This window comes from Sandaracinus amylolyticus, assembly GCF_021631985.1.
In the GTDB taxonomy this organism is placed as follows: Bacteria; Myxococcota_A; Polyangia; order Polyangiales; family Sandaracinaceae; genus Sandaracinus; species Sandaracinus amylolyticus_A.
Map to the genome: position 1 here is coordinate 6,435,751 of NZ_CP070225.1, position 23,874 is coordinate 6,459,624.

Sequence of the window (23,874 nt, forward strand, 5' to 3'; positions counted from 1 at the left end):
GCGCGCGCTACCCTCGCGCGCATGCCGGAGCTTCCCGAGGTCGAGCACGCGCGTCGTCAATTCCTCGCCGTGCTCGGAGAGCACGAGACGATCCTCGACGCGCGCGCGTCGGATCCCATCGTCGTCCCGATGTCGCACGACGCGTGGCGCCACGCGCTGGTCGGGCGCCGCATCGAAGGTGCGTCGCGCATCGGGAAGAACTTGCTCGTCACGTTGAGCGGCGATCACGCGATGTGGTTCCACCTCGGCATGACCGGACGCCTCGTGCGGCAGGGCGCGAAGGACGAGAAGATCGACGAGAAGACCGGACTGCCGCGCTTCACCAAGTGGTGGATCAAGACGAAGCGCGCGACGCTCTGCCTCGCCGATGCGCGCCGGCTCGGGCGCAGCCTCGCAGGATCACGCGACGAGGTGATGCGCGGGAGCAAGCTCGACGAGCTCGGCCCCGACGCGCTCTCGATCGACTCCGCCGATGCGCTGCACGCGCGGCTCGAGCGCGCGAAGGGACCGATCAAAGCAGCGCTGATGGATCAGTCGCGCATCGCGGGGCTCGGGAACATCCAGGCGATCGAGACGCTGTGGCGCGCGAAGATCCATCCCGAGACGCCGGTGCCCGCGCTGAAGAGCGATGCGTGGAAGTCGCTCTACGACGCGATGCACGAGTCTCTCGATGCCGGGCTCGCGTCGATGCGCGACACCGACGAGGTCGTGTACGTCGAAGCGGGCGGGCCCAATCCGTTCCTCGTCTACGACCGCGAGAGCGAGCCCTGTCCGCGCTGCGGCACGAAGCTGGTGCGCGAAGTGACGCGCGGCCGCTCGAGCTATCTGTGCCCGAAGTGCCAGAAGAAACCTCGCGCGAAGTGACGTCTTCCGAGTGACGCTGTCGCGATAATCGACCTTCGGTCGACGAACCTCGCGCGCGATGACTCGACTTCGCGACTCGCGCACGTCCCAAAGCGCGACTTACGTACGTACCACGCAATAAGGTGCATGATCTAGATCATGTCGCCTTTTAGCTCGTCGGAAAAACCCCGGAAACGAGCGCTGGCCATGATGGCCGCGCACTTCACGAACGACTGCGCGTGGAGGGTCGCTCGACGCCGACTCGGCGTCGGGTGTGTCTCTTCTTCTTCCGACGAGGGGGACTTCGCTCATGTCCGATTCGCGTTCCGGCGGCGCCGACGAGGCGCAGCGCCGAAGGTCTCGTCGTGCCTCGCGCAAGCTCGCCGACCGTGCGTTGCGCCGTCGCGAGTTCCTCAAAGTCGCGGCGACTGCCGCGTCGACGCTGGCGATCGGTGGCAGTGCGCTCGGCTGTTCCGAGGGCGAGCCCGAGGCGCGGACGCCCGCGACGCCGCCCAGCGGTGCGCCCGCGGCCGGAGGCTCCAGCGCGCCGGAGGTCAGCGCGATTCGCTTCGGCATGATCGCGCTCACCGACTGCTCGCCGATCGTGATCGCGCACGAGCGCGGCATCTTCCGGCGCTACGGAATCGAGTCGAGCGTGGTGAAGGGTGCCAGTTGGGCGGCCATCCGCGACTCGCTCACCAACGGCGACATCCAGGCGACTCACATGCTCCTCGGGATGCCTCTCGCATCGACGATGGGCATCGGCGGGTCGCCGCAGGTCCCGATGGTCGTGCCGTGGCTGCTCAACCGGAACGGACAGGCGATCACGCTCGCCAACACGTTCCGCGGCCGAGTCCGCGCGGACGCATCGGCGCTCAAGCCGCTCGTCGACGAGGCGAAGGCGGCGGGCAATCCGATGACGTTCGCGATGACGTTCCCGCCCGGAACGCACGCGATGTGGATGCGCTATTTCCTCGCGTCGGGCGGCATCCATCCCGATCGCGACGTCGCGCTCGTCACCGTGCCTCCCGCGCAGATGGTCGCGAACATGCGCATCGGGCGCATGCACGGCTTCTGCGTGGGCGAGCCCTGGAACGCGCGGAGCATCGCCGATCAGATCGGCTACACCGCGATGACGACCCAGGAGATGTGGCGCGATCACCCCGAGAAGGTGCTCGCGTTCCGCGAGGACTTCGCCGAGCAGAACCCGCGCACGGTGAAGGCGATCCTGAAGGCGATCCACGAAGCGAGCGTGTGGCTGGACGACCTCTCGAATCGTCCCGAACAGGCCCGCATCGTCTCGCAGACCACGTACATCAACTGCGCGCCGGAGCTCATCCTCGGTCGCCTCCAGGGCCACTACGACTATGGCGATGGGCGCACGCTCGAAGATCCGAACTACATGATCTTCAGCCAGCGCGGCTGCAATGCGCCGCAGGCAAAATATGCGCACTGGTTCCTGAGCCAATTCCGGCGCTGGGGGCTCGTCCAGGGCCGCCCCGACTACGAAGGTGTCGCGCGCCGCGTGATGCGGATGGACCTCTACGCCGAGGCGATGCGCGAGCTCGGCGTCGCGGTGCCCGAGCCCGACGTGCGCCCCGAGACGTTCTTCGACGGAAAGACCTTCGATCCCGCCGATCCCGAGGGATACGCGACCTCGTTCCCGATTCACGCGCTCGCTGGCTGATTCCAACGCTCGACAGAGGAGGCCCTGATGGAGCTCGTCCGCAAGGTGATGAGTCGCGACCGACTCGAGTCGTTGTTCCTTCCGGTGGTCGGCGTCTTCGTGGTGCTCGGTCTCTGGGGGCTGATCAGCACGTTCGTCACGGACCTGCTGCCCAGTCCGCTCGAGACCTGGGAGGCGAGCCGGCTGTACGTGCTCGAGCCGTTCGCCAAGCGCGGCGAGCTCGATCAGGGAATCCTGCGCTTCGCGTGGTACTCGCTGATCCGAGTCGGAAAGGGATATCTGCTCGGGCTCGTCTTCGCGGTGCCGCTCGGTCTTCTGCTCGGGCTCTCGCGCACCGCACAGAAGGCGTTCGATCCGGTGGTGCAGGTGCTGCGGCCGGTCTCGCCGCTCGCGTGGCTGCCGCTCGGGCTCGTGCTCTTCCAGCAGCCGGAGCCGGCGGGCACGTTCGCGATCGCGATGTGCTCGATGTGGCCGACCGTGATGAACACCGCGTTCGGCATCCGCTCGATCCCGCAGGACTACCTCAACGTCGCGCGGGTGCTGAAGCTCTCGCGCACCAAGACGCTCTTCAAGATCCTCCTGCCCGCGGCGCTCCCCGCGATGTTCACGGGATTCCGACTCTCGCTCGGCATCGCGTGGCTCGTGATCGTCGCGAGCGAGATGCTCACCGGTCAGCCCGGCATCGGTGGGTTCCTCTGGCAGGAGTACAACTCGCTCGTCTACGAGCACCTCATCCTGTGCATCGTGACGATCGGTCTCGTCGGCTTCCTCCTCGACCGGCTGATGGCCGCGATCGAGCTGCGCGTGAAGGCGGCCTGACATGGCGAGCGAATCGACCGGACCGCTCGTCGAGCTGAAGGGCGTCTCGAAGGGATTCGCGAGCAGCAGCTCGCGCGTCGAGGTCCTGCACGGGATCGACCTCACGATCGAGCGCGGTGAGCTCGTCGCGATCGTCGGTTATTCGGGCGCGGGGAAGACCACGCTGGTCTCGCTGATCGCGGGATTGCTGATGCCCGACACCGGCACCGTGCGATTCGCGGGCGCGCCGGTCACCGGGCCGGGCACCGATCGCGGCGTGGTGTTCCAGAGCTATTCGCTGCTGCCCTGGCTCAGCGTGCACGAGAACGTGCTGCTCGCGGTCGAGGCGGCGTTCCCCTCGTGGGATCGCGCCAAGCACGCGCAGCACGCCGATCGTTACGTCGCGATGGTCGGCCTCGCGCCGGCGCGCGACAAGACGCCGGGGCAGCTCTCGGGCGGCATGCGCCAGCGTGTCGCCGTCGCGCGCGCGCTCGCGATGGAGCCCGAGCTGTTGCTCCTCGACGAGCCGCTCTCGGCCCTCGACGCGCTCACGCGCGGCAAGCTGCAGGGCGAGCTCGAGCGCATCTGCGTGCGCAGCGGAAAGACGATCCTGCTGATCACGAACGACATCGACGAGGCGCTGCTGCTCGCCGATCGCATCGTGCCGCTCGGCGCGGGACCGCGCGCGACGCTCGGCCCCTCGTTCCGCGTGGACCTGCCGCGCCCGCGCGACAAGCGCGCGCTGCAGCACGATCACACCTACAAGGAGACGCGCGCTGCGATCGGCGAGTACTTGCTCGCGAGCTCGCCGCGCGCGAAGCGCCGCGCCGATGGCGAGAAGGCGGAGGTCGCACGATGAGCGCGCGTCACCTGGTGCTCTCGGGGATCGCGAAGAGCTTCGACGGCCCCTCGGGGCGTCAGCTCGTGGTCGACGGATTCGAGCTCGAGGTCGAGGCGCGCGAGTTCGTCGCGCTGATCGGTCACTCGGGATGCGGCAAGTCGACCGTGCTCTCGATGGTCGCCGGGCTCGCGACGCCCGACACCGGATCGATCGTCCTCGGCGGGCGCGCGGTGAAGGAGCCGGGCCCCGATCGCGGCATGGTCTTCCAGTCCGCGTGCCTGCTGCCGTGGATGACCGCGCTGCAGAACGTGCTGCTCGCGGTCGAGCAGGTGATGCCGAGCGCGACGCGCGCGCAGCAGCGCGCCTCCGCGATGCATCACCTCGAGCTCGTCGGCCTCGACGACGCCGCGGATCGCAGGCCCGCCGAGCTCTCGATGGGCATGCGCCAGCGCGTCGGCCTCGCGCGCGCGTTCGCGTGCAAGCCCGACGTGCTGCTGCTCGACGAGCCGTTCGGCATGCTCGACTCGATCACGCGCATGGAGCTGCAGGACGTGCTGCTCTCGCTGTGGAGCGAGCACCGCATCACCGCGCTGATGGTCACCCACGACGTCGACGAGGCGCTCTTGCTCTCGGATCGTGTGGTGATGATGACGTCGGGCCCGCGCGCGCACGTGGGCGAGATCCTCGATGTCGCGCTCGAGCGACCGCGCGATCGACGCCTGCTCGTCGAGGACGCTCGGTTCGACGCGATGCGCGATCGCGTGATCGGCTTCCTCGAAGAGCGCGCCGGTCGTCACGTCGCGCCCGCCGAGGAAGCGAGCGACGAGCTGGAGCACGAGGACGACGCCGAGTCGCTCTCGCTCGGCGAGACGTCGGCGAAAGCCGAAGCGACGATCAGCAGCAGCGCGCCCTAGCGCTGGCGCTCGGAAGATCCCGAACGACGCCGAGCCGACGACGCACACGCGTCGCGCGGAGAGGCTCGTTCACGCCTTGGATTCCAACTGCGCGCATCGGCGATCTCGAGGCGGTGCGCGCCGAGACGAGCGAGACCTCGCGGCCTCGCACGGGGGTAGTCATGCGTCTTGTCCAACGTTCGAAACACGCACCTTCGCTCGCGGCGATCGCAGCCATCGGCATCACGCTCGGGCACACCGAGATCGCGCTCGCGCAGACCGGCGCGCCCGCAGAGCCGGCGCCGATCGAAGGGGCGATCACGCCGACGTCGGATCCGGAGGTCGTGCCCGCGCCCGAGACCGAGGTGGATCCGGCGGAGACCGCGCCCGCGCCGGAGGTGGAGAGCGCTCCGCTCGAGGCTGCTCCCGCCGCGAGCGCGGAGCCGATCATGCCCGCGGCAGGGCCGGCCGCCGCGCCGGTCGCGACCACGCCGCCCCCGGTGCCGTGGGGCTTCGAGCTCGCGGGGATCCAGTGGCGTCCTTCGCTCGAGGTGCGCGCGCGCGGCGAGCTCCGCACCGGCGGATACGTGGGCGAGGCCGATCAGGGCATCGTCACGCTCCGCTCGCGCATCGGCATGGACGCGCGCTGGGAGCTGCTGCGCGCGTTCGTGCAGGTGCAGGACGCGCGCGACTTCGGCGTCACGCCGGGCACGCAGAGCGGTGGCTCGACTGGCATCCATCAGGGCTTCTTCGAGATCGGAGACGGGAACAGCTACGCACGCGCCGGTCGTCAGGAGATCGACTACGGCAGTGGTCGACTGATCGGCTCGCTCAACTGGGCCTCTGCCGCGCGCAGCTTCGACGCGCTGCGGGTGCACACGCAGCAGGGTGAATTCTCGCTCGACGGATTCGGCGCGGTGGTGCGCACGCCGCGCACGCTGAATTGGCCCGACGGAACGCCGCGCTCGAGCGAGGGTGACTATGCCGGCGGCATCGCCGCGGAGTGGTCACCCGGAGACGCGCTGCGTCTCGGCGGATATGCACTCTATCGCCACGACGGCCCGACCGAGGCTGCTCCGGGCACCGACATGATGATGGCGGGACAGTGGCTCGATCGGCATCGCGACATCGGCGCATTCTCGCTGCGTGCCAGTGGCAACATCGAGCGTCGATTCCGCTACGAGGTCGAGCTGGTGCTCGAAGCGGGTCAGGTCGCGGGCGACGACTTCCTCGCTGCAGGCGCGATCGCCGAGGGCCACTACAAGTTCGACGCCCCGTGGAGCCCGGAGATCGGAATCGGCGGGACGTTCGGCACCGGTGAGAGCGCCGATGGGACGTGGAACGAATTCGACAACTTCTTCCCGACCAATCACCTCATCTACGGCCTTCTCGATGTCTTCGGGCTGCGGAACCAGACGCACGGATTCGCGCGCTTCGGACTGACTCCCATCGATCGCCAGCTGAGCGTCTGGACCGCGGGTCGCGTGTATCGCTTCGTCGAGCCGGGCGCGCGATGGACCAACGCGGGCGGCGCGGTCGTCGGTCGCAATCCGATGAACACCGACGAATTCGCGGGCGTGGAGGTCGACGTCGAGGCGCGCTGGACGCCGATCGATCACCTCGCGATCTGGGGCGGCTACGGCGCGTTCATCCCGGGGGGCGGCGCCGCGAACCTCGGTCACCCCGACCCGATGCACTGGGGCTACCTGATGGTGGGCGTTCTCGTGCCGTAGGCACACATCGTCGACGCCGCGGCACGTCGTCCGGCGCACGGGAGTACAATCGTGCGCCGTGACGACTCGCATCCTCACGCTCCGCACGACCGACTCCGCGCCGGTCGACGCCACGATCGACGAGCTGCCCGCGCTGCTCGCGGACCCGACGACGCTCGTGTGGGTCGACATGCTCGACTGCGGCGACAAGGACCGCCGCATCCTCGAGGACATCTTCAAGTTCCACCCGATGGTCGTCGAGGACATGCTCGCCGACGCACCGACCCCGAAGCTCGAGCGCTTCGACGGATACCTCTACATCGTCTTCCACGCGCTCCTGCCCGGTTGGGAGAAGTCGCAGGAGCTGCCGATCGGCGATCTCGACGTGATGCTCGGGAGGAACTTCCTCCTGACGAGCCACAGCAAGATGATCGCGTCGGTCGAGAACGCGTGGACGCAGGTCCGCAAGAAGCCCGAGCTGATGCGCAAGGGCATGGCGTACGTCGCGTACCTGATCGCCGACGTGCTGAGCGAGCGATATCTGCCGCTGATGGAGAAGCTCGATCACGAGATCGACGCGCTCGAGACGTCGATCATGAAGGACCCGGGGCCGCATCTGCTGCAGCAGATCATGGACCTGAAGCACAAGCTGCAGCGGCTGCGCCGCGTCGGGCTCCACCAGCGCGAGGTGCTCAATCGCCTGTCGCGCGGCGATCGCGAGATGGAGATCATCCCCGAGGAAGTGCGGCCCTTCTTCCGCGACGCCTACGACAACTTCGTCCGCGTGGTGGACCTCAACGACAGCTTCCGCGACATCGTGAGCGCGTCGATGGAGGTCTATCTGAGCATGCAGGGGCACAAGCTGAACGAGATCATGAAGGTGCTGACCTTGATCTCGACGATCATGCTGCCCCTGACGTTCATCGCCGGCGTGTACGGGATGAACTTCGAGAACATGCCGGAGCTGCACATGCGCTGGGGGTATTACGGCGCTTGGGCTGCGATGATGGCGACGGCCGTGGGGTTCTTCACGTACTTCAAGAGGAAGAAGTGGCTGTGATGATCGGGTGAGGCTTCGGCGAGGGGGCGTGGGGTGGGGCTCCGGCGCCCTGGTACTCGCGGCTGCTGCTCGGGACTCGGCTCTGCTCGCTCGCACGTCAGTCTCGCGGGACGTATCGCGCAGACGATTCGCCTACCTGGACGTGCGCTGATAGCCGGTTCGGCTATCGAGCGGCCCTGGGTAGACGAATCGGCTATCGCGGGTGAACGGCGGTCCCGGAGACGTCGGCGCCGATCGCGTCTTGCACTCTCGTGAAGCCGTCGCGCTTCGCGAGGGTGGTGAGGTCGCGCGCGATGCGGCTCGGGAGGGTGGGGCCGCCGTAGATGAAGCCGGTGTAGAGCTGGACCAGCGTCGCGCCGGCGCGGATGCGCTGCCATGCCTGCTCTGCGGTCTCGATGCCGCCGACCGAGATGAGGACCAGGCGGTCGCCGACCCGGGCGCGAAGACGACGGAGCACGGCGAGCGAGCGATCGTGGAGCGGGGCGCCGCTGAGGCCGCCGGCGCCGATCTGCTTCACGACCTCGTCGGGGGTGCGGAGGCCGTCGCGGCGGATCGTGGTGTTCGTCGCGACGATGCCTGCGAGGCCCAGCTCGATCGCGAGATCGGCGACTGCGTCGACGTCGTCGTCGGACAGATCGGGGGCGATCTTCACGAGCAGCGCGGGGCGGCGCTCGGTGCAGGTGCGCTCGATCGTGCGCTGCACCGCGGCGAGCAGCGGGCGCAGCTTCTCGACGGCCTGGAGATCACGCAGGCCCGGCGTGTTCGGCGAGCTGACGTTGACGACGACGTAGTCGGCGAGCGGGGCGAGGCGCGCGGTGGACGCTTCGTAGTCGGCGATCGCGGCGTCCTCGGTGACGATCTTCGTCTTGCCGACGTTCACGCCCACGATGCCGCGCGTGCGATCGCGCTTCGCGAGGCGGCGCTGTGCGTCCTCGGCGCCGCGGTTGTTGAACCCGAGGCGGTTGATCAGGCCGCGATCCGCGGAGAGCCGGAACATGCGGGGCTTGGGGTTGCCCGGCTGGGCCTGCGCCGTGACCGTGCCGATCTCGACGAACCCGAAGCCGATCGCGAGCAGCGCGTCGTGACCTTCCGCGTTCTTGTCGAAGCCGGCGGCGAGCCCCACCGGCGCGTCGAACGTCAGGCCGAGCGCGTCGACGCGCAGCGCGGGATCGCGCGGGCGGAAGAGCGCGCGCAGCAGCGCGGTGACGCCCGGGATCGCACACGCGAGTCGCAGCGCGCCGAACGCGAGGTGATGCGCGGTCTCGGCGGGCAGGAGGAAGAGGAGCGGCCTCAAGAACCAGCGGTAGAGCATCGGCGGCGCCGAAGATGGATCGAGCGCGGCGCGCCGTCGAAGTACGCTCGGCCGCGATGGTCCTCGGTGTCCGGGCGCACGTGCGCGCAGTGCTGATCCTCTTCGTGCTCGTGGGGAGCTGCATCGAGGGGCTGCCGGTGCCGCGCGTCGCCCCCGCGCACCTCTCGCGACCGGTGGGCCGCCGCGAGCTCGAGCGATGGACGCGCATCCTGCGCGGCGCGGGGGTCGACATCGACGAGCCGACGCTGCGCAGGCACGTGATCGACGTCAGCAGCGAGCTGACGGTGATGCACGATCGTGCGCGCGAGCCGCTGCGGCGCTGGTTCGAGCTCACGCACACGACGCAGCGCTGGTCGCTCTTCCCGGTCGCCGATCCCGATCCCTACTGGATGCACGTGGAGGCGCGCAGCGGCGGCGAGTGGACGCTGCTCTATCGCCCGAACGATCCCGATCACGCGTTCCTCTCGAGCACGCTCGAGTACCGGCGGGTGCGCGCGGTGTGGAACCCCGGCAGCGGCGGGACGCGCGCCGATCATCCGCGCTTCGTCGACTGGATCGCACGCGAGATCTTCGCGCGGCGCGAGGACGTCGACGCCGTGCGCGTGCGCTACCTGCGCCACCACGTGAGCCTGCCCGGCGAGCCGCGCGACCCCGAGACGCACTGGATGTTCGAGGAGGTGCGGGAGCGATGAGCCGGCTTCGCTCGCGATGGCGCGCGTGGGTCACGCTCTGCGCCGAAGAGGAGCGCGCGACGGTGCTCGCCGTCGTGCGCATCGGCGTCGCGTCGGTGCTGCTCGTCGATCTGCTGATCGCGGCGCGGCTCGAGCTCGTCGAGGTGCTGTGGGGCCCCTCGAGCGCCGGGGGCTTCGGCGCGATGGACACGCTCGAGCCCTCGCCGGTGCTCGCGTTCCGGTGGCTCGGCGCGAGCCTCGGGACGACGCGCCTCGTGTACGGCGTCGCGGTCGCGAGCGCGCTCTCGATGGTGCTCGGAACCTTCAGTCGCACCAGCACGCTGGTCCTCGCGATCGCGCTCTCGCAGCTCGCTGCGATCCTCCCCCAGGCCGATCGCGGGATCGACGCGGTGCTGCGCAACGCGCTCTTCGTCCTCGCGTGCAGCGGGTGCGGGCGTGCGCTCTCGATCGATGCGTGGCGCGAGCACGGACGATGGCTGCCCGACGTGCGTGTGCCCGCGTGGCCGCGGCGGCTGATCGTGGTGCAGCTCTTGTGGATGTACTTCAGCGCGGGGCTGCACAAGTCGCAGCTCACGTGGTGGCCACCGGGCGACTTCGCGGCGCTCTACGTGGTGCTGCTCGATCCGCACTTCGCGTCGTACGACTTCTCGTCGTGGCTCGCGCACGTCTATCGGCTGACGCAGCTCGGCACCGTGGCGACGATGGCGTTCGAGATCGGCGCGCCGCTGATGGGGCTCGCGCTCTGGTATCGGCGCACTGCGCATCGCGGCGGGCGGATGCGCGCGGCGTTCGCGTTCCTGCGGGTGCGCGAGGTGTGGCTCGCCGTCGGCATCGGCTTCCACGTCGCGCTGATCTTCACGCTGCGGCTCGGGATCTTCCCTTGGGGGATGCTCGCGCTCTATCCCGCGTTCCTCACGCCGAGCGAGCTCGATGCGCTCGTGGCACGCGTGAGAGCGGGGATGCGGCGCGGGGCGCGGCCGATCCGCGCGTGCTAGTACGGGGGCCGTGCACAGCGGGAGTCCAGGGGTGAGGGCGCTGACACAAGAGGAGCGAAGGCTCCGCCTCGTGCTCGAGGCGCTCGAAGTGCTCGCGGACGACGGCGAGGCACGCGAGATCGTCGCCGATGCGCTCTCGATGGCGGGGCGCACCGCGGTGCCATCGATCGCCGACGGAATGCGATCGTTCCTGTCGGTGCACATGCTCGACGCGGTCGAGGCGCGGCTCGGCGCGGACGCGGCGGATCGTTTCGACGAGTCGATCGATCTGGTGCTGCGCGCAGCAGCGGTGGAGCACGAGAGCGCGCCTGCGCCGCGACGCGGCGGGCACGGGCGCTTGGTGCTCGTGGCGTCGTCGGAGCCGGAGCGCGTGGCGCAGATCGCGCGGGCGCTCTCGAAGCACGCGGACGTCGAGGCGATCCCCGAGCCGAGCTCGCTGCCGGCGATGGTGTGGGCCGATCTCGCGTCGGCGATCGTGATCGACTGGGCCCGTTGTCCGCTCGACACCGATGCGATCGACGAGCTCGCGGCCGGGATGAAGACCGGTGGGCGGCTGGTGCTCTGGGGCGCGCCGCGCGAGGTGGAGGCGCGGTTCCTCGAGATCGGGCGGGCGACTTGGCTGAGCGTGGCGCGGACCGCTGGCGCTGGGCACGTCGCTGGGATCGTGCTCGCGCTGTTGTCGGACGAGACTCGCTAGCTCGGGAATCTCCGCGCGGGGAGAGGCTTCGGTGAGGGGCGCGGGGCGGGGTCTCGTGCTCGGACAGTCCTCGCGATTGCGTCCTGCTGCAGGCCCGGAGACTGCGTAGGCGGTTCTCGCGGCCGACGCGCTTCGCGCTGTCGGTCGCTCGCATTCGGGGCTCTTCCGGAGACTGGATGGCGCTGCGGAACTGCGCGCGAGACCCCGCCCCGCGCCCCGCTGGTAAGGCTTCGGCCACGCGGGGTGGAGAGCGGCGGTCGGTGTGTTGGGCTGGGGGACGCGTGACGCGCGAGGGCGCTTCGCGACCTCGCTCGTCACGCGAACCGGCTCGCCCTTCGGGCATCGCGGCCGAATTGAACGCGCTCGCGCTTCGCGCATCGCCTGGATTTTGCGTCTGGCTCGCGCCCGGCTGATCGCGCTCCGGCTGAGTGGCGACGACGGGGCGAGCAGCGGTCGGTGTTGCGAGTCCACGGCGTGGACTCGGAAGTCCACGGCGTGGACTCCGTCAGCGCGGGGCCGATGCGTTGGGCGCATCGGTGCGCGGCGGGGCATACGTCGCGCGCATCGGCGCTAGCGCGCTCGGGTCGTGAGCCAGCGGTCGATCTCCGTCGCGATCGGGGTTGCGAAGCGATCCGCGCGCTCGGGGAGCACGTGCATCTCGTCGAACGGGGTGTAGCGCTCGACCAATAGGTCGCGGCGGATCTCGAGGCAGAGCACCTGGCCGCGGTGGCGCGTCGCGTAGCGGTGGGCCTGGGTGCTCGGGTGCATCGTGTACGCGCCGCCTTCGACGGCCTCGTGGCCCAGCGCGCGGTACGCGGTGATCAGCGACTCGGGCATGCCCTCGGGCGCGAGGAGCTCGCCCTCTGCCGTGCGTGTGATCAGATCGATCTCGGGGCGCACCGGCCAGCGCGACCACGCGTCGGGCTCGTGCGCGGCGCGCAGCGCGTGGACGATCTCGTCGTCGATCTTCGCGATGCCCATCGTGCGCGGGCCGTAGGTGTGCGGAGTGAGCGCGAAGCCGCCCGCGCCGCAGACGTGCTCGTACGCGCGATCGATCAGCGCGACGTACGCGCGGTGCAGCGAGAGCAGGAGCGCGACGTCGTCCGCATCGAGCACGTAGGGCGCGACGCCCGCCGTCATGCCCGCCGACTCGGCCGCGTCCTCGAGACGGTTCGCGTCGACGAACGTGCGCGGGATCAGACACCGCACGAGCAGCGCCGATCGATCCGGGCGCGCCGCGATCACGCGCTCGGCGACGCGACGCCCGTAGTCCCACGCGCCGACGTCGGTGTTGACGTGGAAGAACACGTGGAGGTCCTCGGGCAGCGCGCCTCGCATGCGCGTGCGGAGCGCGTCGTAGTGCGCGCGGCGATCGGCGCCGTGGGGCACCTCGACGAGCAACGCGGGAGCCGCGTGGCGATCGGCGCGTGGACCGTCGAGACGCTCGACGTGCGCGACGCCCTCCAGAGGAACGAACTGCGTCATCGCGCTGGAGACTGCCACATGTGGCGGCGCGCCCACCGCCACACGTGGCGAGCTCGATCACTCGCAGGTGTCGTCCACCTCGTTCTCGATCGGTGCGAGGGTCCGCAGGTACTCGGCGATGTCGCAGGCCTGTGCCTCGGTCATCCCGGTGGCGCGATACCGGATCATGATCGAGCAGAGCACGTCGCCGTCGGGCGTGACGCCGTCGAGCGTCGCCTTCGCGATGTCGCCGGTCGTCCACTCGGCGAGCCCGGTGTCGTCGGGCGTGAGGTTCGATGCCGCGAACCCCGTGCCCCCACGCTGTCCCGCGAAGTCCGCGTTGTGGCAGGACGCGATCCCGCACGTGCTCATCGCGGGCGCCTGCCCCGTCTCGGCGCTCGCGCCGGTGCAGTCGATCGCCGCGACCGCCGCGTCGGTGCCCGCTCCGCCGTCCTGCTGCTGCCCGTCGCCTCCCCCGTCGTCGCCACCACACGCGATCGCGACGACGCCGATCGTGATGCAGCAGAGCGCGATGGCGCAGCGCCTCGTCGATTCGTTCCGAGTCATGGTCCTCCTCTCGTGAGCAGGCCGCGTCGGTGCACGAACCGTGACTCCGGAGGTCTCTCGAAATCGGCTCGCCCGCAGGTCCCTACCGTCCGCGCGCTGCGCCCTCCCGTCCGGGTCCTGCGGGACGAGCACTCCCGCAAGGATCAGCGCACGTCGTGATCCTCGGGGCGATCGACGTCGCGGAGCTGCGGGAAGAGGAACGCCCAGATCGCCGTGACGAGCAGCGTGCCGACGCCGCCGATCACGACCGCGGGCACGGTGCCGAGCCACGCCGCGGTCACGCCGCTCTCGAGCTCGCCGAGCTCGTTCGAGGCGCCGATGAACACCATGTTCACCGCCGCGACGCGGCCGCGCATCTCGGGTGGCGTGGTGATCTGCACGACGGTCTGGCGGATCACCACGCTGACCATGTCGGCGCCGCCGAGCACCGCGAGCGCGACCAGCGAGAGCGGGAAGCTGCGCGACACCCCGAACACGATCGTCGCGATGCCGAAGAGCCCGACGCACGCGAACATCGTGAGCCCCGCGCGCCGGCGCAGCGGACGGAACGCGAGCACCAGCGCGACCACGCCCGCGCCGATCGCCGGCGCCGCGCGCAGGAAGCCGAAGCCGCGCTCGTCGACGTGCAGGATGTCGCGCGCGTAGATCGGCATCAGCGCGACCGCGCCGCCCAACAGCACCGCGAAGAGATCGAGCGAGATCGCGCCGAGGATCACGGGGTGCTCGCGCACGTAGCGCACGCCCGCGAGCAAACGCGCGAGCCCGGATCCGCGTCGCTCCTGGCGCTCCGGCACGTAGCGCATCGCGAGCAGCGAGAGCACGGCGAGCACCTCGAGCACGGCGCTCGTCGCGTACGCGCTGGGCGCGCCGCCCGCCGCGATGACGAAGCCCGCGAGCGCCGGGCCGGAGATGGTCGCGAGCTGGAACGTGGTCGAGCCGAGCGCGATGCCCTGCGCGAGCTCGGCCGGTGGCACCAGCGCGGGCAGCAGCGCCTGCGCCGCGGGCCCCGCGAACGCGCGGGCGCACCCGAAGAGCACGAGCACGAGGTAGATCGGCGCGGTGCCGAGCTCGGGGTGCGCCGCGGTCCACGCGAGCAGCGCCGCGCACACCGCGATCACGCCGTGACAGACCGCGATCACCGCGCGCCGATCGAAACGATCGGCGACGTCGCCGGTGATCGGCGAGAGCAGGAAGAGCGGCGCGAACTGCGCGAGCCCGACCATGCCGAGCGCCATCGCGTCCTCGGTGCGCTCGTAGACCTGCCACGCGATCGCGACCGACATCATCTGGATCGCGACCACCGACATCAGGCGCACGCCCTGGTAGATCAGGAACGCGCGATGTCCGAGCGGGCCCTTCATCGATCGGAGGGCGACGCGGCGGGGGCCGGCACGGCGTCGAGCGCGGCGACGGTGCGCTCGCTGCGCGCGACGCGCGCCTCGACCGCGAGCATCAGGATCGGCGTCGCGATCATCAGGACGATCGCGGTCCACGCGACGCGATCCATGTGGAGCAGCGCGCCGTCGGCGCCCTCCGCGAGGAGCTGCGAGCCGAGGAACGCGCCGGCCGCGGAGCCGAGGTGCTGGACCATCGACTGCAGCGACATGAAGCGCGCTCGCTCCTCGGGCGCAGGCACCTTCGAGGTGAGCGTGCTGTAGCTGACGTTGCGCAGCCCGCTCGCGAACATGAACGCGACGAACACCGGCATGACGGGCATCGAGGGCGGCGACCACACGAAGCCGATCCACGTGACCACCACGATCAGCGCGGTGCCGAGCGCGGCGACGCGGAACGATCCGATGCGATCGACGAGCCGGCCGATCGCGCGCGTGGTCGCGAAGCTGACGAGCCCTCCGGCGCCGTAGAGCAGACCGAGCTGCGCGCGCGGATAGTGCAGGTTGAGCTGCACGTACGACGCGATGTTCGGGATGAGGATGAAGCCGCCCATCATCGCGACCCACGTCATCGCGTACGAGAGCAGCGTGACCGGGCGGGTGAGGAGGTGACGGAACCCTTCGAGCGCGGGCTCCTGCGCGATCGCGAGGTGCGTGCGCATCGAGGGCAGGACGATCCACGACGCGATCGACGCGATCAGCGCGAGCGCGCCGGTCGCGACGAAGGGCGTGTGCCAGCTCCCGCGCTGCGCCAGCTCGAGCGCGACGGGCACGCCGACGATCGACGCGATCGAGAACGCGATCATCACGGTGCCGAGCGCGCGGCCGCGACGCTCGGCGGGGATCACGTCGGCGAGGATCGACATCGCGACCGACGTCGCGGGCCCACCGAACGCGCCCGCGACGACGCGCGCGAGGAGCAGCGTCTCGAGGCCGGTGGCGAGCGCGCCGCCCACGGTGCCGATCGCGAGGCCGAGCAGCGAGAGCGCGAGCGCGGGACGGCGATCGAAACGATCGAGGAAGAACGCGCCGGCGAACCCCGAGATCGCGGCGGAGAGTGTGTACGCGCCGCCGATCGTGCCGAGCTGCGAGAGCGGGATGCCGAGGTCCCGCGCGAAGTCGGGGCCGAGCGGCATCACGAGCATGAAGTCGAGGATGTTGACGAACTGGACCGCTGCGAGGAGCAGGATGATGCGTCGTTCGTCCTTCGGGCTCATGCAGGGTGATCCGGGGAGCGGGATGGTGCTCCGCGGCGATCCCTGGTGCCAGCTCTCGTCGACCGCCAGCTCAGCCCAGGTGGAGTGCTCGCTGGCGGAGGGCCGGCACGGGAGCGTGCGCGGCACGCGGACGGGAGGGCCCTGCGGCGGCGAGCCGATTTGGACACTCTCTCACCACACGCCGGGCACGAGGCGATGCCGGGTGCGCGCGGCGTACGCGCTCCACGCCTCGTCGTGTGCGAGCAACGCTTCCTCGGCGCGGATGCGCGGCACCAGCGTCAGCAGCACGAGCACGCCGAGCCCGAGGCCGATCCACCACGCGCGCGACGCGCCCGCCGCGATCACCATGACGAGCTCGCACGCGTACGCGGGGTGTCGCACCACGCGATAGGGCCCACGACCGACGACCTCGCGGCGCGCGGGGAGGATCGAGAACGAGCGACCGAGCGTCAGCAGCGATGCGAGCGCGCCGAGCGTCGACGCGACGAAGAGCACGATGCTCGCGACGGGCCACTCGCTCGGCGCGACGCGCAGCGCGATGCCGCCGAGCGCGATCGAAGGGACGGCCGAGAGCAACGCGCCGGTCGCGCCGTGGGTGCGCGCGGGGCCGCGCCAGAGGAAGAGCGCGCCGACGCCGCCGTTGAGCAGCGCGACCGAGGCGCGCACGACGAGCGGCGGGCCGTCTTCGTGGAGGAAGAGACCGGCGGCCCAGATCCAGACGGAAACGCCGAGGACCGCGTCGAGCGCGAGCTCGGCGCGGTCCCGGTGGGCGACTTCGTTCGTGTCCGAGGCGCGCATGGCGCGCGTCGCGATCAGTAGATGATCCAGCCCCACCCGAAGGTGAGCGAGAGGACGTCGAACACGACGATCGCACCGATGAAGAGGACCGTCCCGAGGACCTTGCCGCCGCCGTTGTCGCCCACAGTTCCCTCCCTTGCGCTCCCCAGAGCCGCTCGAACGAGCGTCCCAGAAAGCTACGAGAGGTGGAAGGGGATCTTCCCGCGTGCCTCACACGACGAAACGGTCCCAGGCGCCGTATCGCTCGACGGGGCCGGTGCGCGGAAGTGCGAGCAGCGCGACGCCGACGCCCAGCGCGATGCCGAGGATGCGCGCGTCGGTCGCGTGCACGCCGAGCACGATCGGGAGGATCGCGATCACGGCGCCGACCACGACGTTCGCGTAGCGCACCGCGCGGAACACCTCGCCGGTCGCGATCAGCGCGAACACGATCGCGAGCGCACCGCCGACGTGGAGCGCGTCGGCCGCGGCGCCGTCGAGGCCGATCAGCGCGGGCAGCATCATCACCAGCGCGCCGAGGAGCACCGACGCGAGCAGGTTCCACGTCGCGCTCGCGCCCCACAGCGAGGCCTTCACCACCTCGCTCGGCCGCTCGCGCACCTCGGCGAGATCGGGCGTGCGCGCGTCGTCGCGACCTTCGCGCAGCGGCTCCTCGATCGCGCCGGCGCGGACGCGCGCCAGGTGCTGGAACGCGGCGATCACCTCGTCGCCGACCAGCGCGATCATCACCAGCGCGAGCGCCGCCGACACCAGCCGCGGCGTGCTCCACCCTTCGCTCGTGACCGAGTGCACGAGCGTGATCGCGACGTGCGCGAGCCCGAGCGGGATCACGAGCACGCCCTGGAGCACGACGACCCAGGGCGCGGTGCGCCAGCGCGCAGGGCCCGAGACGAACGCGACGAGCATCACGAACGTGAAGACGAAGGCGGCGAGCGCCGCGTCGGAGATCATCCACGGGCTCGATGCCGCGGCGTCGGTCGCGCTCTCGGTCTGGCGCACGAAGAACGGCTCCCACGCGCGCTCGTCGTAGCCGAGCTGGAACGCCGCGAGCGAGCGCGCGACGAGGAACGCCGCGAGCGCGAGCACGATCGTCACCACGCGCTGCGGCCAGCTCGAGGGATCGTAGGACCACCCGGGAGGGACCGCGGCCGCGCTGCTCTTCGCGAAGATGCCCTCGTCGATCGCGCCGGGCACGAGCGCCCCGAGCGCGACGACGAGCATCCCGATCAGCGTGTCGTTCGCGTAGATGCTCGCGCTGGGCGCGGCGAGCACCACCGGCGAGAGGCTCAGCCACACACCGACCGCGAGCACGATGCGGCGCGCGATCGCCCGGTGCGGCTCGAGCATGCGCCACGCCGCCAGCGTGAGCACCGCGCCGCAGAGCACCTCGTTCCAGCGCGCGATCGTCGCGCGGGCACTGCTCGACAGCCACGACGCGCGCGCCGTGTCGACCAGCACCTCTTCCCCGAACGCGAGCGGCGCGATCATCAGCCAGACACCCACCAGGAGCAGTGCGTAGCTCGCCCACAGCGTGCGCGCGTGCTGCTCCTCGCGGATGCGACGACGACGCGCGCTCCCGAGCGTGCTCTCGTCCGACCGTGTGACGCTGCGCCTCGCGGCGCGGCGTGACTCCTCGTGCTCGTGCTCCGACATGCGCAGCTCCGCGTGCGTGGGCCACGCGGAGCACCGCTCGTGCCGTCTCGCGGCGCCTGTCCGGGATCTCCGGCTTGCGCCATGTTGGGAGAGACTGCGATCGAATGTCGCGCGGAGGGCAACGTTCGTGACCGAGATCTTCCACTACCCCGACGATCTCGAAGCGCTGGTGGCGTCGCAGTGGCCCGCGGATCTGCCGCTCGATCCGCTCGCCGAATCCCGCCGCGCGTTGCTCGAGGTCGCATACCACGCATCGATGTTGCGCGAGGAAGGACGCCCCGTGAGGGTGCGCGTCGTGCTCGCGCGCCAGCCCGAGCGCGAGGCGGAGGCGCTGCCGGTGGTGGGCCCGCTGGTGCTGCGCCTCGATCGAACGCGCCCGTTCCACGTCGACGAGCTCCGCCGCATCGCGGTCGCCGCGCCGTTCGAGACGGCGGTCGTCGCGGTCGAGCCCGACGCGCGCGGCGAGCTGCGCATCTGGGGGATCATGACGACCGGCGCGCAGTGGCTCGCGCCCACGTGGGGCGGTCGGACGCGCGCGGTCGTGATGCTGCCGAAGACCATGGTGCACGTGCGAGGCCCGGCGCGCATCTCGGTGCACGCAGGCGATCACTTCGTCGCGGGCCTCGAGGGAGGACGCCTCGTCACGCTGCGCACCGACGTGTTCTCGTCGCGATGGATGCCCGCGCTCTTCGAGAGCGTGCGCAACGAGCTGGTGCAACAGCACGCCGCGGAGCGAGCGCCCGACTGGCCCGCGCTCGACGAGTCGCTGGTGAAGTCGATCTCGCAGCAGATGGTGCGCCGCGCGCTCTGGCTGATGCGCGAGGCGCATCACGGCGGGACGATCCTCTTCACCGAGCCCGACTCGCACGGCGAGGCGCTCTTCTCGACGCTCTTCCGCGCGAAGTACCGGTTCGCGCGCGAGCCTGCGCGCGCCCGCTACCGCGCGCTGCTGCGCGTGATCACGTCGGAGCTCGCGCGGGCCCGCGGCAACGGCGCGCGGGCGATCACCGCCGACGACTTCATCGAGCACTCGCACGATCTCGCGGAGGTCGAGTCCGCGGTGTTCGAGCTCTCGCGCACGCTCGCGTCGCTCTCCGCGGTCGACGGTGCGGTCGTGCTCTCGAAGCGCTTCGAGCTGCTCGCGTTCGGCGTGGAGGTCGCGCCGCCGCACGGGCGCGTCGTGCACGACGGCCTCCGCGTCTATCGCGCGCTCGACACCGAAGGCGAGGTGACGATCGAGGACGACGAGGAGAACGTCGGCACGCGCCATCGCGCGGCGTATCGCTTCGTGCAGGCGCACCCGAGCGGGCTCGCGATCGTCGCGTCGCAGGACGGGACGATCCGCTTCGTCGCCTGCCACGACGGCCGCGTCACCTACTACGAGCAACACGTCGCCGGGTGAGCACCTACCTCTTGCTCGGCGGCCTCGGTGCGCCTCCACCGATCGTCGACGTCGAGCTCGTCGGCACCGCGGTGTGCCGCGCGTCGGGGATCGTCGGCGAGCGCGGCGTCTCCTCGGGATAGTGCCGCGCCTCCGCGCCGGCGCCGCCCGTCGTGCCGGGGAGCTTGCCCTGCGCGCGCAGCGCGAGCTCCTGCGCGTTCGGCAGCTTCACGTTCCATCCGTACTCGATCTGCGCGTCGATCAGCTTCTTCGTGCCCTCGCCGACGAGCCCGTCGACGGTGTATCCGAAGAGCGTCTGGAGCTGATGCACGGCGCGCTCGGTCTCCTCGCCGAAGATGCCGTCGGCCTTCACGTCGAAGCCGAGCCGATGCAGCTTCGTCTGCAGCTCGCGGACGTCGTCGCCGCGCATCCCGCGCTTCACGATCTTCGTGCCCATCACGTCTCCTGTCGCGGCGTGCGCCGCGTCTTGCGGGTCTCGTCGGCCTCGCGCGCGGTGCGTCGCCGCTCGCGCTCCCGACGGGCCGCGTCGTCCTCGGTCGCCTCCGGCTCGTTCGTGAACGCGCCGTGCGTGCCGTGATCCGCCTGCTCACCGGGCCCACCACGCATCCCGCCGGGACCGCGCTTCTCACGCTCGGGCATCGCGCCCTCCTCTGGCCTCCGCCTTGCTCAGCGCGCCCGTCGACGTGCCGGACGGAATCGGGTTCAATCGAATCGTGGTGAGGAACGCAGTGTGTTTCTCCATGATCGCGCTCGGGTTCGCCGCGTGCGCGACGGGCGCCGACGTGACCCCACGCGGCCAGGACGGCGGTCGGCGCGATGCCGCCGGCCCGACGAGCGATGCCGAGACCGGGGTCTGCGATCCCCCTTGCGGGCCCTCGGAGGCCTGCAGCGCGGGGTCCTGTGTCCCCGCCGCCGCCGACTTCGACGACGACGGAATCGAGGCGAGCCTCGACTGCGACGACGACGATCCCGCGATCGCGAGCTCCGCCGAGCGCGACTGCGAGGGCACGTGCGGCCCCGGGCTCCAGCGATGCGAGGACGGCGCGTGGGGCGCGTGCTCCGCGCCGACCAGCTGCGACTGCGTCCCCGGCTCGGCCCCGCGCACGATCCCGTGCGCGAGGTGCGGGACGCAGCGCCAGGTCTGCGTCGACGGGTCGTGGACGAACGACGGAGACTGCATGGGCGCCGGTGAGTGTTCACCGGGTGACGTCGACACCGGCGGAGGGTGCGGCAACTGTGGGACCCAGCGCCGCACGTGCAGCGACGCGTGCACGTGGAGCGCGTTCGCGTGCGAGGGCGAGGGCGTGTGCGCGCCGGGCACGACCTCGAGCGAGTCGCAGAGCTGCGCGTGTGGATCGCAGACGCGCAGCCGCACCTGCGCGTCGTCGTGCACGTGGGGCGACTACGGCGCGTGGGGCGCGTGCACCGGCGGCGAGTGCACGCCCGGCGCGACCGAGATGCAGCAGCAAGCGTGCGGCAACTGCTCGCTGGGCCGTCAGACCCGCACCCGCACCTGCTCGAGCGGATGCGCGTGGGGCGCGTGGAGCGCGTGGAGCACGTGCAGCGGCGGTGGTGCCTGCGCGCCGGGCGCGACGCGCGCGTGCGCGGCGCCCGCGGGACATCCCTCGTACACCGATCCCTGCGGCGAAGAGCGCTGTCGCGCCGACTGCTCGTGGAGCACGTGCCAGCCGCGCGTCGCGACCACCTCGGGCGGGTGCCTCTACGACAACCCGTCGAACACGACCTACGCGGGCGGCGACAACTACCGCTCGTGCTCGCTCGGCGGCGGCGGGACGGGCCGCCAATACTGCCTTCCGCCGGTGTACGGCTGCGTCTGGAGCGACATGTGCGCGCCCTGATCGCCGCGCCGTGACCGCGTGCTAGCCTCCCGACCCTTTTCGTAACGGAGGCGGTGTGGCGCGGTTCATCGACGAGCTGAAGCGGACTCATTCGTGCGGGGCGCTGCGCGAGGGGAACGTCGGCGACGAGGTCGTGCTCTTCGGGTGGGTGCACTCGCGGCGCGATCACGGCGAGCTGATCTTCGTCGATCTCCGCGATCGCGACGGCATCACGCAGGTCGTGTTCGATCCCTCGGTCAGCAAGGACGCGTTCGCGGTCGGTGATCGCGCGCGCAGCGAGTGGGTCATCGGCGTGCGCGCGAAGGTGCGCTCCCGCGGCGGCAACGTGAACGACAAGATCGCGACCGGCCGCATCGAGGTCCTCGCGCTCGAGGCGACGGTCTTCAACAAGGCCGAGACCCCCGTCTTCCCGATCGAAGACGACATCGACACGAACGAGGAGAAGCGGCTCGAGCACCGCTATCTCGACCTCCGCCGCGCGAAGCTGCAGCGCAACATCATGACGCGCTCGCGCATCTACCATCACACGCGCAGCCACTTCCACGAGAGCGGCTTCGTCGAGGTGGAGACGCCGATCTTCGTGAAGTACACGCCCGGCGGCGCCCGCAATTTCCTGGTGCCGGCGCGCCTCAACCCCGGCCTCTTCTACGCGCTCGCGGAGAGCCCGCAGCTCTTCAAGCAGCTGCTGATGGTCAGCGGGTTCGATCGCTACATCCAGATCGTGAAGTGCTTCCGCGACGAGGATCTGCGCGGCGATCGCCAGCCCGAGTTCACGCAGATCGACGTCGAGATGTCGTTCGTCAACCAGGACGACATCTTCGGGATCATCGAGAAGCTCGTGGTGCGGCTCTGGAAGGAGCTGCTCGGCGTCGATCTCACGCAGCGTTATCCGGGCGGCGTCTTCCCGCGCATGAAGTTCGAGGAGTCGATGCGCCGCTTCGGCAACGACAAGCCGGACATGCGCTTCGGGCTCGAGCACGTCGAGCTCACCGATCTCGTCATCACGCACGGCGGCGGCGGCGTGCCGCTGCTCGAGCCGATCGCGAAGAAGTTCGCGGACGGGACCTACCGTCGTGATCTGCCGGACGAGATCGTGAAGGCGATCCGCGTCCCGGCGCAGCACGCGACGGCGATGTCGCGCACCGAGATCGACAAGCTCGAGGCGTTCGTGAAGCAGATGGGCGCCAAGGGCCTCGCGCGCGCGAAGGTCGGCCCTGCGTCGTCGGGCGGCAGCGGCGAGTGGCAGCAGTCGCCGATGGCGAAGAGCGCGACGAAGGAGTTCGTCGCGGCGGTGAACGCGGCGTGCGGCGCGGAAGAGGGCGATCTGCTGCTCTTCCAGTTCGGCCCCGAGGCGATGGTGCACACGGTGATGGCGAACCTCCGCCTCCACCTCGGCAAGAAGCTCGGGATGATCCCGCAGGTCGGCGCGGGCGGAGACTGGAACCTGCTCTGGGTCGTCGAGCCGCCGCTCTTCGAGCGACACGAGGACGGCAAGACGTGGGTCGCGGCGCACCACCCGTTCACGCGCCCGCACGACGACTCCGTGCCCCTGCTCGATCGCGATCCCGGCAAGGTGCTCTGCTACCGCTACGACCTCGTGCTCAACGGCGTCGAGCTCGGCGGCGGCTCGATCCGTCTCCACGATCCCGACGTGCAGAAGAAGGTCTTCGAGGTGCTCGGCATCGGCGAGCAGGAGGCGACCGAGAAGTTCGGCTTCCTCCTCTCCGCGCTGCGCCACGGCGCGCCCCCGCACGGCGGCATCGCGCTCGGCCTCGATCGCCTCGCGATGCTGCTCACCGAGAGCGAGTCGCTGCGCGACGTGATCGCGTTCCCGAAGACCGGCAAGGGCAGCGATCTGATGACCGGCGCGCCCGGCCCGGTGATCCCGGAGCAGCTCGCCGAGCTGAAGGTCCGCTCGACCGCGGGCACCTGACGCGCGAGGGCTCGCGCACGTCGCGTCACATCGATGCGACGTGCGCGAGGACATACC

At 70.6% G+C, this 23,874-nt stretch carries 22 protein-coding genes; 13 read left to right on the forward strand and 9 right to left on the reverse strand.

The features are described from left to right. Positions 1 to 21: 21 nt before the first annotated feature. The 7 genes from I5071_RS27280 to corA all read left to right on the forward strand — a co-directional run bounded on the left by I5071_RS27280 (position 22) and on the right by corA (position 7,834). The gene (locus I5071_RS27280) at positions 22 to 864 is read left to right on the forward strand and encodes an Fpg/Nei family DNA glycosylase (protein ID WP_236515798.1); all 843 of its coding nucleotides are present in this window, start codon (positions 22 to 24) and stop codon (positions 862 to 864) included. A 289-nt stretch (positions 865 to 1,153) separates the two neighbouring features. Continuing rightward, positions 1,154 to 2,530: a CmpA/NrtA family ABC transporter substrate-binding protein gene (locus tag I5071_RS27285; RefSeq protein WP_236515800.1), complete on the forward strand. Its 1,377-nt coding sequence runs from the start codon at positions 1,154 to 1,156 to the stop codon at positions 2,528 to 2,530. A gap of 27 nt (positions 2,531 to 2,557) precedes the next feature. Beyond that, positions 2,558 to 3,349: a nitrate ABC transporter permease gene (gene ntrB / locus I5071_RS27290; protein ID WP_236515801.1), complete on the forward strand. Its 792-nt coding sequence runs from the start codon at positions 2,558 to 2,560 to the stop codon at positions 3,347 to 3,349. A 1-nt stretch (position 3,350) separates the two neighbouring features. Continuing rightward, positions 3,351 to 4,187, forward strand: coding sequence for an ABC transporter ATP-binding protein (locus I5071_RS27295; RefSeq protein WP_236515803.1), 837 nt, complete (start codon positions 3,351 to 3,353; stop codon positions 4,185 to 4,187). After that, positions 4,184 to 5,083 carry an ABC transporter ATP-binding protein gene (locus I5071_RS27300; protein ID WP_236515804.1) on the forward strand — a complete coding sequence of 300 codons (900 nt, stop codon included), beginning with the start codon at positions 4,184 to 4,186 and terminating at the stop codon, positions 5,081 to 5,083. The genes I5071_RS27295 and I5071_RS27300 overlap by 4 nt, the downstream gene beginning before the upstream one ends. Positions 5,084 to 5,244: 161 nt before the next feature. Next, a complete protein-coding gene (locus I5071_RS27305; RefSeq protein ID WP_236515805.1) occupies positions 5,245 to 6,795 on the forward strand; it encodes an alginate export family protein in 1,551 nt (516 codons plus the stop codon). A 58-nt stretch (positions 6,796 to 6,853) separates the two neighbouring features. Further along, positions 6,854 to 7,834 (forward strand): magnesium/cobalt transporter CorA, encoded by a 981-nt coding sequence (gene corA / locus I5071_RS27310; RefSeq protein WP_236515806.1) that lies wholly within the window; start codon positions 6,854 to 6,856, stop codon positions 7,832 to 7,834. Between the two features lie 193 nt (positions 7,835 to 8,027). Here corA and I5071_RS27315 read toward each other — a convergent pair whose 3' ends face one another. Beyond that, a complete protein-coding gene (locus tag I5071_RS27315; RefSeq protein ID WP_236515807.1) occupies positions 8,028 to 9,146 on the reverse strand; it encodes a quinone-dependent dihydroorotate dehydrogenase in 1,119 nt (372 codons plus the stop codon). Positions 9,147 to 9,202: 56 nt separating this feature from the next. Between I5071_RS27315 and I5071_RS27320 the strand changes: the two genes are divergently transcribed. The 3 genes from I5071_RS27320 to I5071_RS27330 all read left to right on the forward strand — a co-directional run bounded on the left by I5071_RS27320 (position 9,203) and on the right by I5071_RS27330 (position 11,530). Continuing rightward, positions 9,203 to 9,838, forward strand: coding sequence for a hypothetical protein (locus I5071_RS27320; protein WP_236515808.1), 636 nt, complete (start codon positions 9,203 to 9,205; stop codon positions 9,836 to 9,838). Further along, the gene (locus I5071_RS27325) at positions 9,835 to 10,833 is read left to right on the forward strand and encodes an HTTM domain-containing protein (protein ID WP_236515809.1); all 999 of its coding nucleotides are present in this window, start codon (positions 9,835 to 9,837) and stop codon (positions 10,831 to 10,833) included. Before I5071_RS27320 ends, I5071_RS27325 begins: the two co-directional genes overlap by 4 nt. A 70-nt stretch (positions 10,834 to 10,903) precedes the next feature. After that, complete coding sequence (locus I5071_RS27330) at positions 10,904 to 11,530, forward strand: hypothetical protein (RefSeq protein ID WP_236515810.1); 627 nt, start codon at positions 10,904 to 10,906, stop codon at positions 11,528 to 11,530. A 570-nt stretch (positions 11,531 to 12,100) separates the two neighbouring features. Here I5071_RS27330 and I5071_RS27335 read toward each other — a convergent pair. The 6 genes from I5071_RS27335 to I5071_RS27360 all read right to left on the reverse strand — a co-directional run bounded on the left by I5071_RS27335 (position 12,101) and on the right by I5071_RS27360 (position 18,623). After that, positions 12,101 to 13,015 (reverse strand): hypothetical protein, encoded by a 915-nt coding sequence (locus I5071_RS27335; RefSeq protein WP_236515812.1) that lies wholly within the window; start codon positions 13,013 to 13,015, stop codon positions 12,101 to 12,103. Between the two features lie 57 nt (positions 13,016 to 13,072). Continuing rightward, positions 13,073 to 13,561, reverse strand: a complete 489-nt coding sequence (locus tag I5071_RS27340) for a c-type cytochrome (RefSeq protein WP_236515813.1) — start codon at positions 13,559 to 13,561, stop codon at positions 13,073 to 13,075. Between the two features lie 143 nt (positions 13,562 to 13,704). Continuing rightward, on the reverse strand, positions 13,705 to 14,922 hold the full coding sequence (locus I5071_RS27345) for an MFS transporter (protein WP_236515815.1): 1,218 nt from the start codon (positions 14,920 to 14,922) through the stop codon (positions 13,705 to 13,707). Beyond that, a complete protein-coding gene (locus I5071_RS27350; protein ID WP_236515816.1) occupies positions 14,919 to 16,172 on the reverse strand; it encodes an MFS transporter in 1,254 nt (417 codons plus the stop codon). The genes I5071_RS27345 and I5071_RS27350 overlap by 4 nt, the downstream gene beginning before the upstream one ends. Before the next feature lie 171 nt (positions 16,173 to 16,343). Continuing rightward, positions 16,344 to 16,970 (reverse strand): methyltransferase family protein, encoded by a 627-nt coding sequence (locus I5071_RS27355; protein WP_236515817.1) that lies wholly within the window; start codon positions 16,968 to 16,970, stop codon positions 16,344 to 16,346. 210 nt (positions 16,971 to 17,180) lie between these two features. Then, on the reverse strand, positions 17,181 to 18,623 hold the full coding sequence (locus tag I5071_RS27360; protein WP_236515818.1) for an SPW repeat domain-containing protein: 1,443 nt from the start codon (positions 18,621 to 18,623) through the stop codon (positions 17,181 to 17,183). A gap of 127 nt (positions 18,624 to 18,750) precedes the next feature. Between I5071_RS27360 and I5071_RS27365 the strand changes: the two genes are divergently transcribed. Beyond that, complete coding sequence (locus I5071_RS27365) at positions 18,751 to 20,025, forward strand: putative sensor domain DACNV-containing protein (RefSeq protein WP_236515819.1); 1,275 nt, start codon at positions 18,751 to 18,753, stop codon at positions 20,023 to 20,025. A 4-nt stretch (positions 20,026 to 20,029) separates the two neighbouring features. Here I5071_RS27365 and I5071_RS27370 read toward each other — a convergent pair whose 3' ends face one another. Both I5071_RS27370 and I5071_RS27375 read right to left on the reverse strand, forming a co-directional pair. Beyond that, positions 20,030 to 20,461, reverse strand: a complete 432-nt coding sequence (locus tag I5071_RS27370) for a peptidoglycan-binding domain-containing protein (protein WP_236515820.1) — start codon at positions 20,459 to 20,461, stop codon at positions 20,030 to 20,032. Then, positions 20,461 to 20,664, reverse strand: coding sequence for a hypothetical protein (locus I5071_RS27375; protein WP_236515822.1), 204 nt, complete (start codon positions 20,662 to 20,664; stop codon positions 20,461 to 20,463). Before I5071_RS27375 ends, I5071_RS27370 begins: the two co-directional genes overlap by 1 nt. Before the next feature lie 101 nt (positions 20,665 to 20,765). Here I5071_RS27375 and I5071_RS27380 point away from each other — a divergent pair, with 101 nt between their 5' ends. Beyond that, positions 20,766 to 21,884 (forward strand): hypothetical protein, encoded by a 1,119-nt coding sequence (locus tag I5071_RS27380; RefSeq protein WP_236515823.1) that lies wholly within the window; start codon positions 20,766 to 20,768, stop codon positions 21,882 to 21,884. 55 nt (positions 21,885 to 21,939) lie between these two features. Next, on the forward strand, positions 21,940 to 23,817 hold the full coding sequence (gene aspS, locus I5071_RS27385) for an aspartate--tRNA ligase (RefSeq protein ID WP_236515824.1): 1,878 nt from the start codon (positions 21,940 to 21,942) through the stop codon (positions 23,815 to 23,817). The last annotated feature ends 57 nt before the right edge of the window (positions 23,818 to 23,874 follow it).

Coding starts and splice junctions, on each gene's coding strand:
- I5071_RS27355 (WP_236515817.1), bottom strand. CDS start 16,970: ATGCGCGCCTCGGACACGAACGAAGTCGCCCACCGGGACCGCGCCGAG.
- I5071_RS27360 (WP_236515818.1), bottom strand. CDS start 18,623: ATGTCGGAGCACGAGCACGAGGAGTCACGCCGCGCCGCGAGGCGCAGC.
- I5071_RS27295 (WP_236515803.1), top strand. CDS start 3,351: ATGGCGAGCGAATCGACCGGACCGCTCGTCGAGCTGAAGGGCGTCTCG.
- I5071_RS27340 (WP_236515813.1), bottom strand. CDS start 13,561: ATGACTCGGAACGAATCGACGAGGCGCTGCGCCATCGCGCTCTGCTGC.
- I5071_RS27285 (WP_236515800.1), top strand. CDS start 1,154: ATGTCCGATTCGCGTTCCGGCGGCGCCGACGAGGCGCAGCGCCGAAGG.
- I5071_RS27380 (WP_236515823.1), top strand. CDS start 20,766: ATGATCGCGCTCGGGTTCGCCGCGTGCGCGACGGGCGCCGACGTGACC.
- I5071_RS27345 (WP_236515815.1), bottom strand. CDS start 14,922: ATGAAGGGCCCGCTCGGACATCGCGCGTTCCTGATCTACCAGGGCGTG.
- I5071_RS27315 (WP_236515807.1), bottom strand. CDS start 9,146: ATGCTCTACCGCTGGTTCTTGAGGCCGCTCCTCTTCCTCCTGCCCGCC.
- I5071_RS27375 (WP_236515822.1), bottom strand. CDS start 20,664: ATGCCCGAGCGTGAGAAGCGCGGTCCCGGCGGGATGCGTGGTGGGCCC.
- I5071_RS27335 (WP_236515812.1), bottom strand. CDS start 13,015: ATGACGCAGTTCGTTCCTCTGGAGGGCGTCGCGCACGTCGAGCGTCTC.
- I5071_RS27280 (WP_236515798.1), top strand. CDS start 22: ATGCCGGAGCTTCCCGAGGTCGAGCACGCGCGTCGTCAATTCCTCGCC.
- I5071_RS27320 (WP_236515808.1), top strand. CDS start 9,203: ATGGTCCTCGGTGTCCGGGCGCACGTGCGCGCAGTGCTGATCCTCTTC.
- ntrB (WP_236515801.1), top strand. CDS start 2,558: ATGGAGCTCGTCCGCAAGGTGATGAGTCGCGACCGACTCGAGTCGTTG.
- I5071_RS27370 (WP_236515820.1), bottom strand. CDS start 20,461: ATGGGCACGAAGATCGTGAAGCGCGGGATGCGCGGCGACGACGTCCGC.
- I5071_RS27350 (WP_236515816.1), bottom strand. CDS start 16,172: ATGAGCCCGAAGGACGAACGACGCATCATCCTGCTCCTCGCAGCGGTC.
- I5071_RS27300 (WP_236515804.1), top strand. CDS start 4,184: ATGAGCGCGCGTCACCTGGTGCTCTCGGGGATCGCGAAGAGCTTCGAC.
- I5071_RS27305 (WP_236515805.1), top strand. CDS start 5,245: ATGCGTCTTGTCCAACGTTCGAAACACGCACCTTCGCTCGCGGCGATC.
- I5071_RS27325 (WP_236515809.1), top strand. CDS start 9,835: ATGAGCCGGCTTCGCTCGCGATGGCGCGCGTGGGTCACGCTCTGCGCC.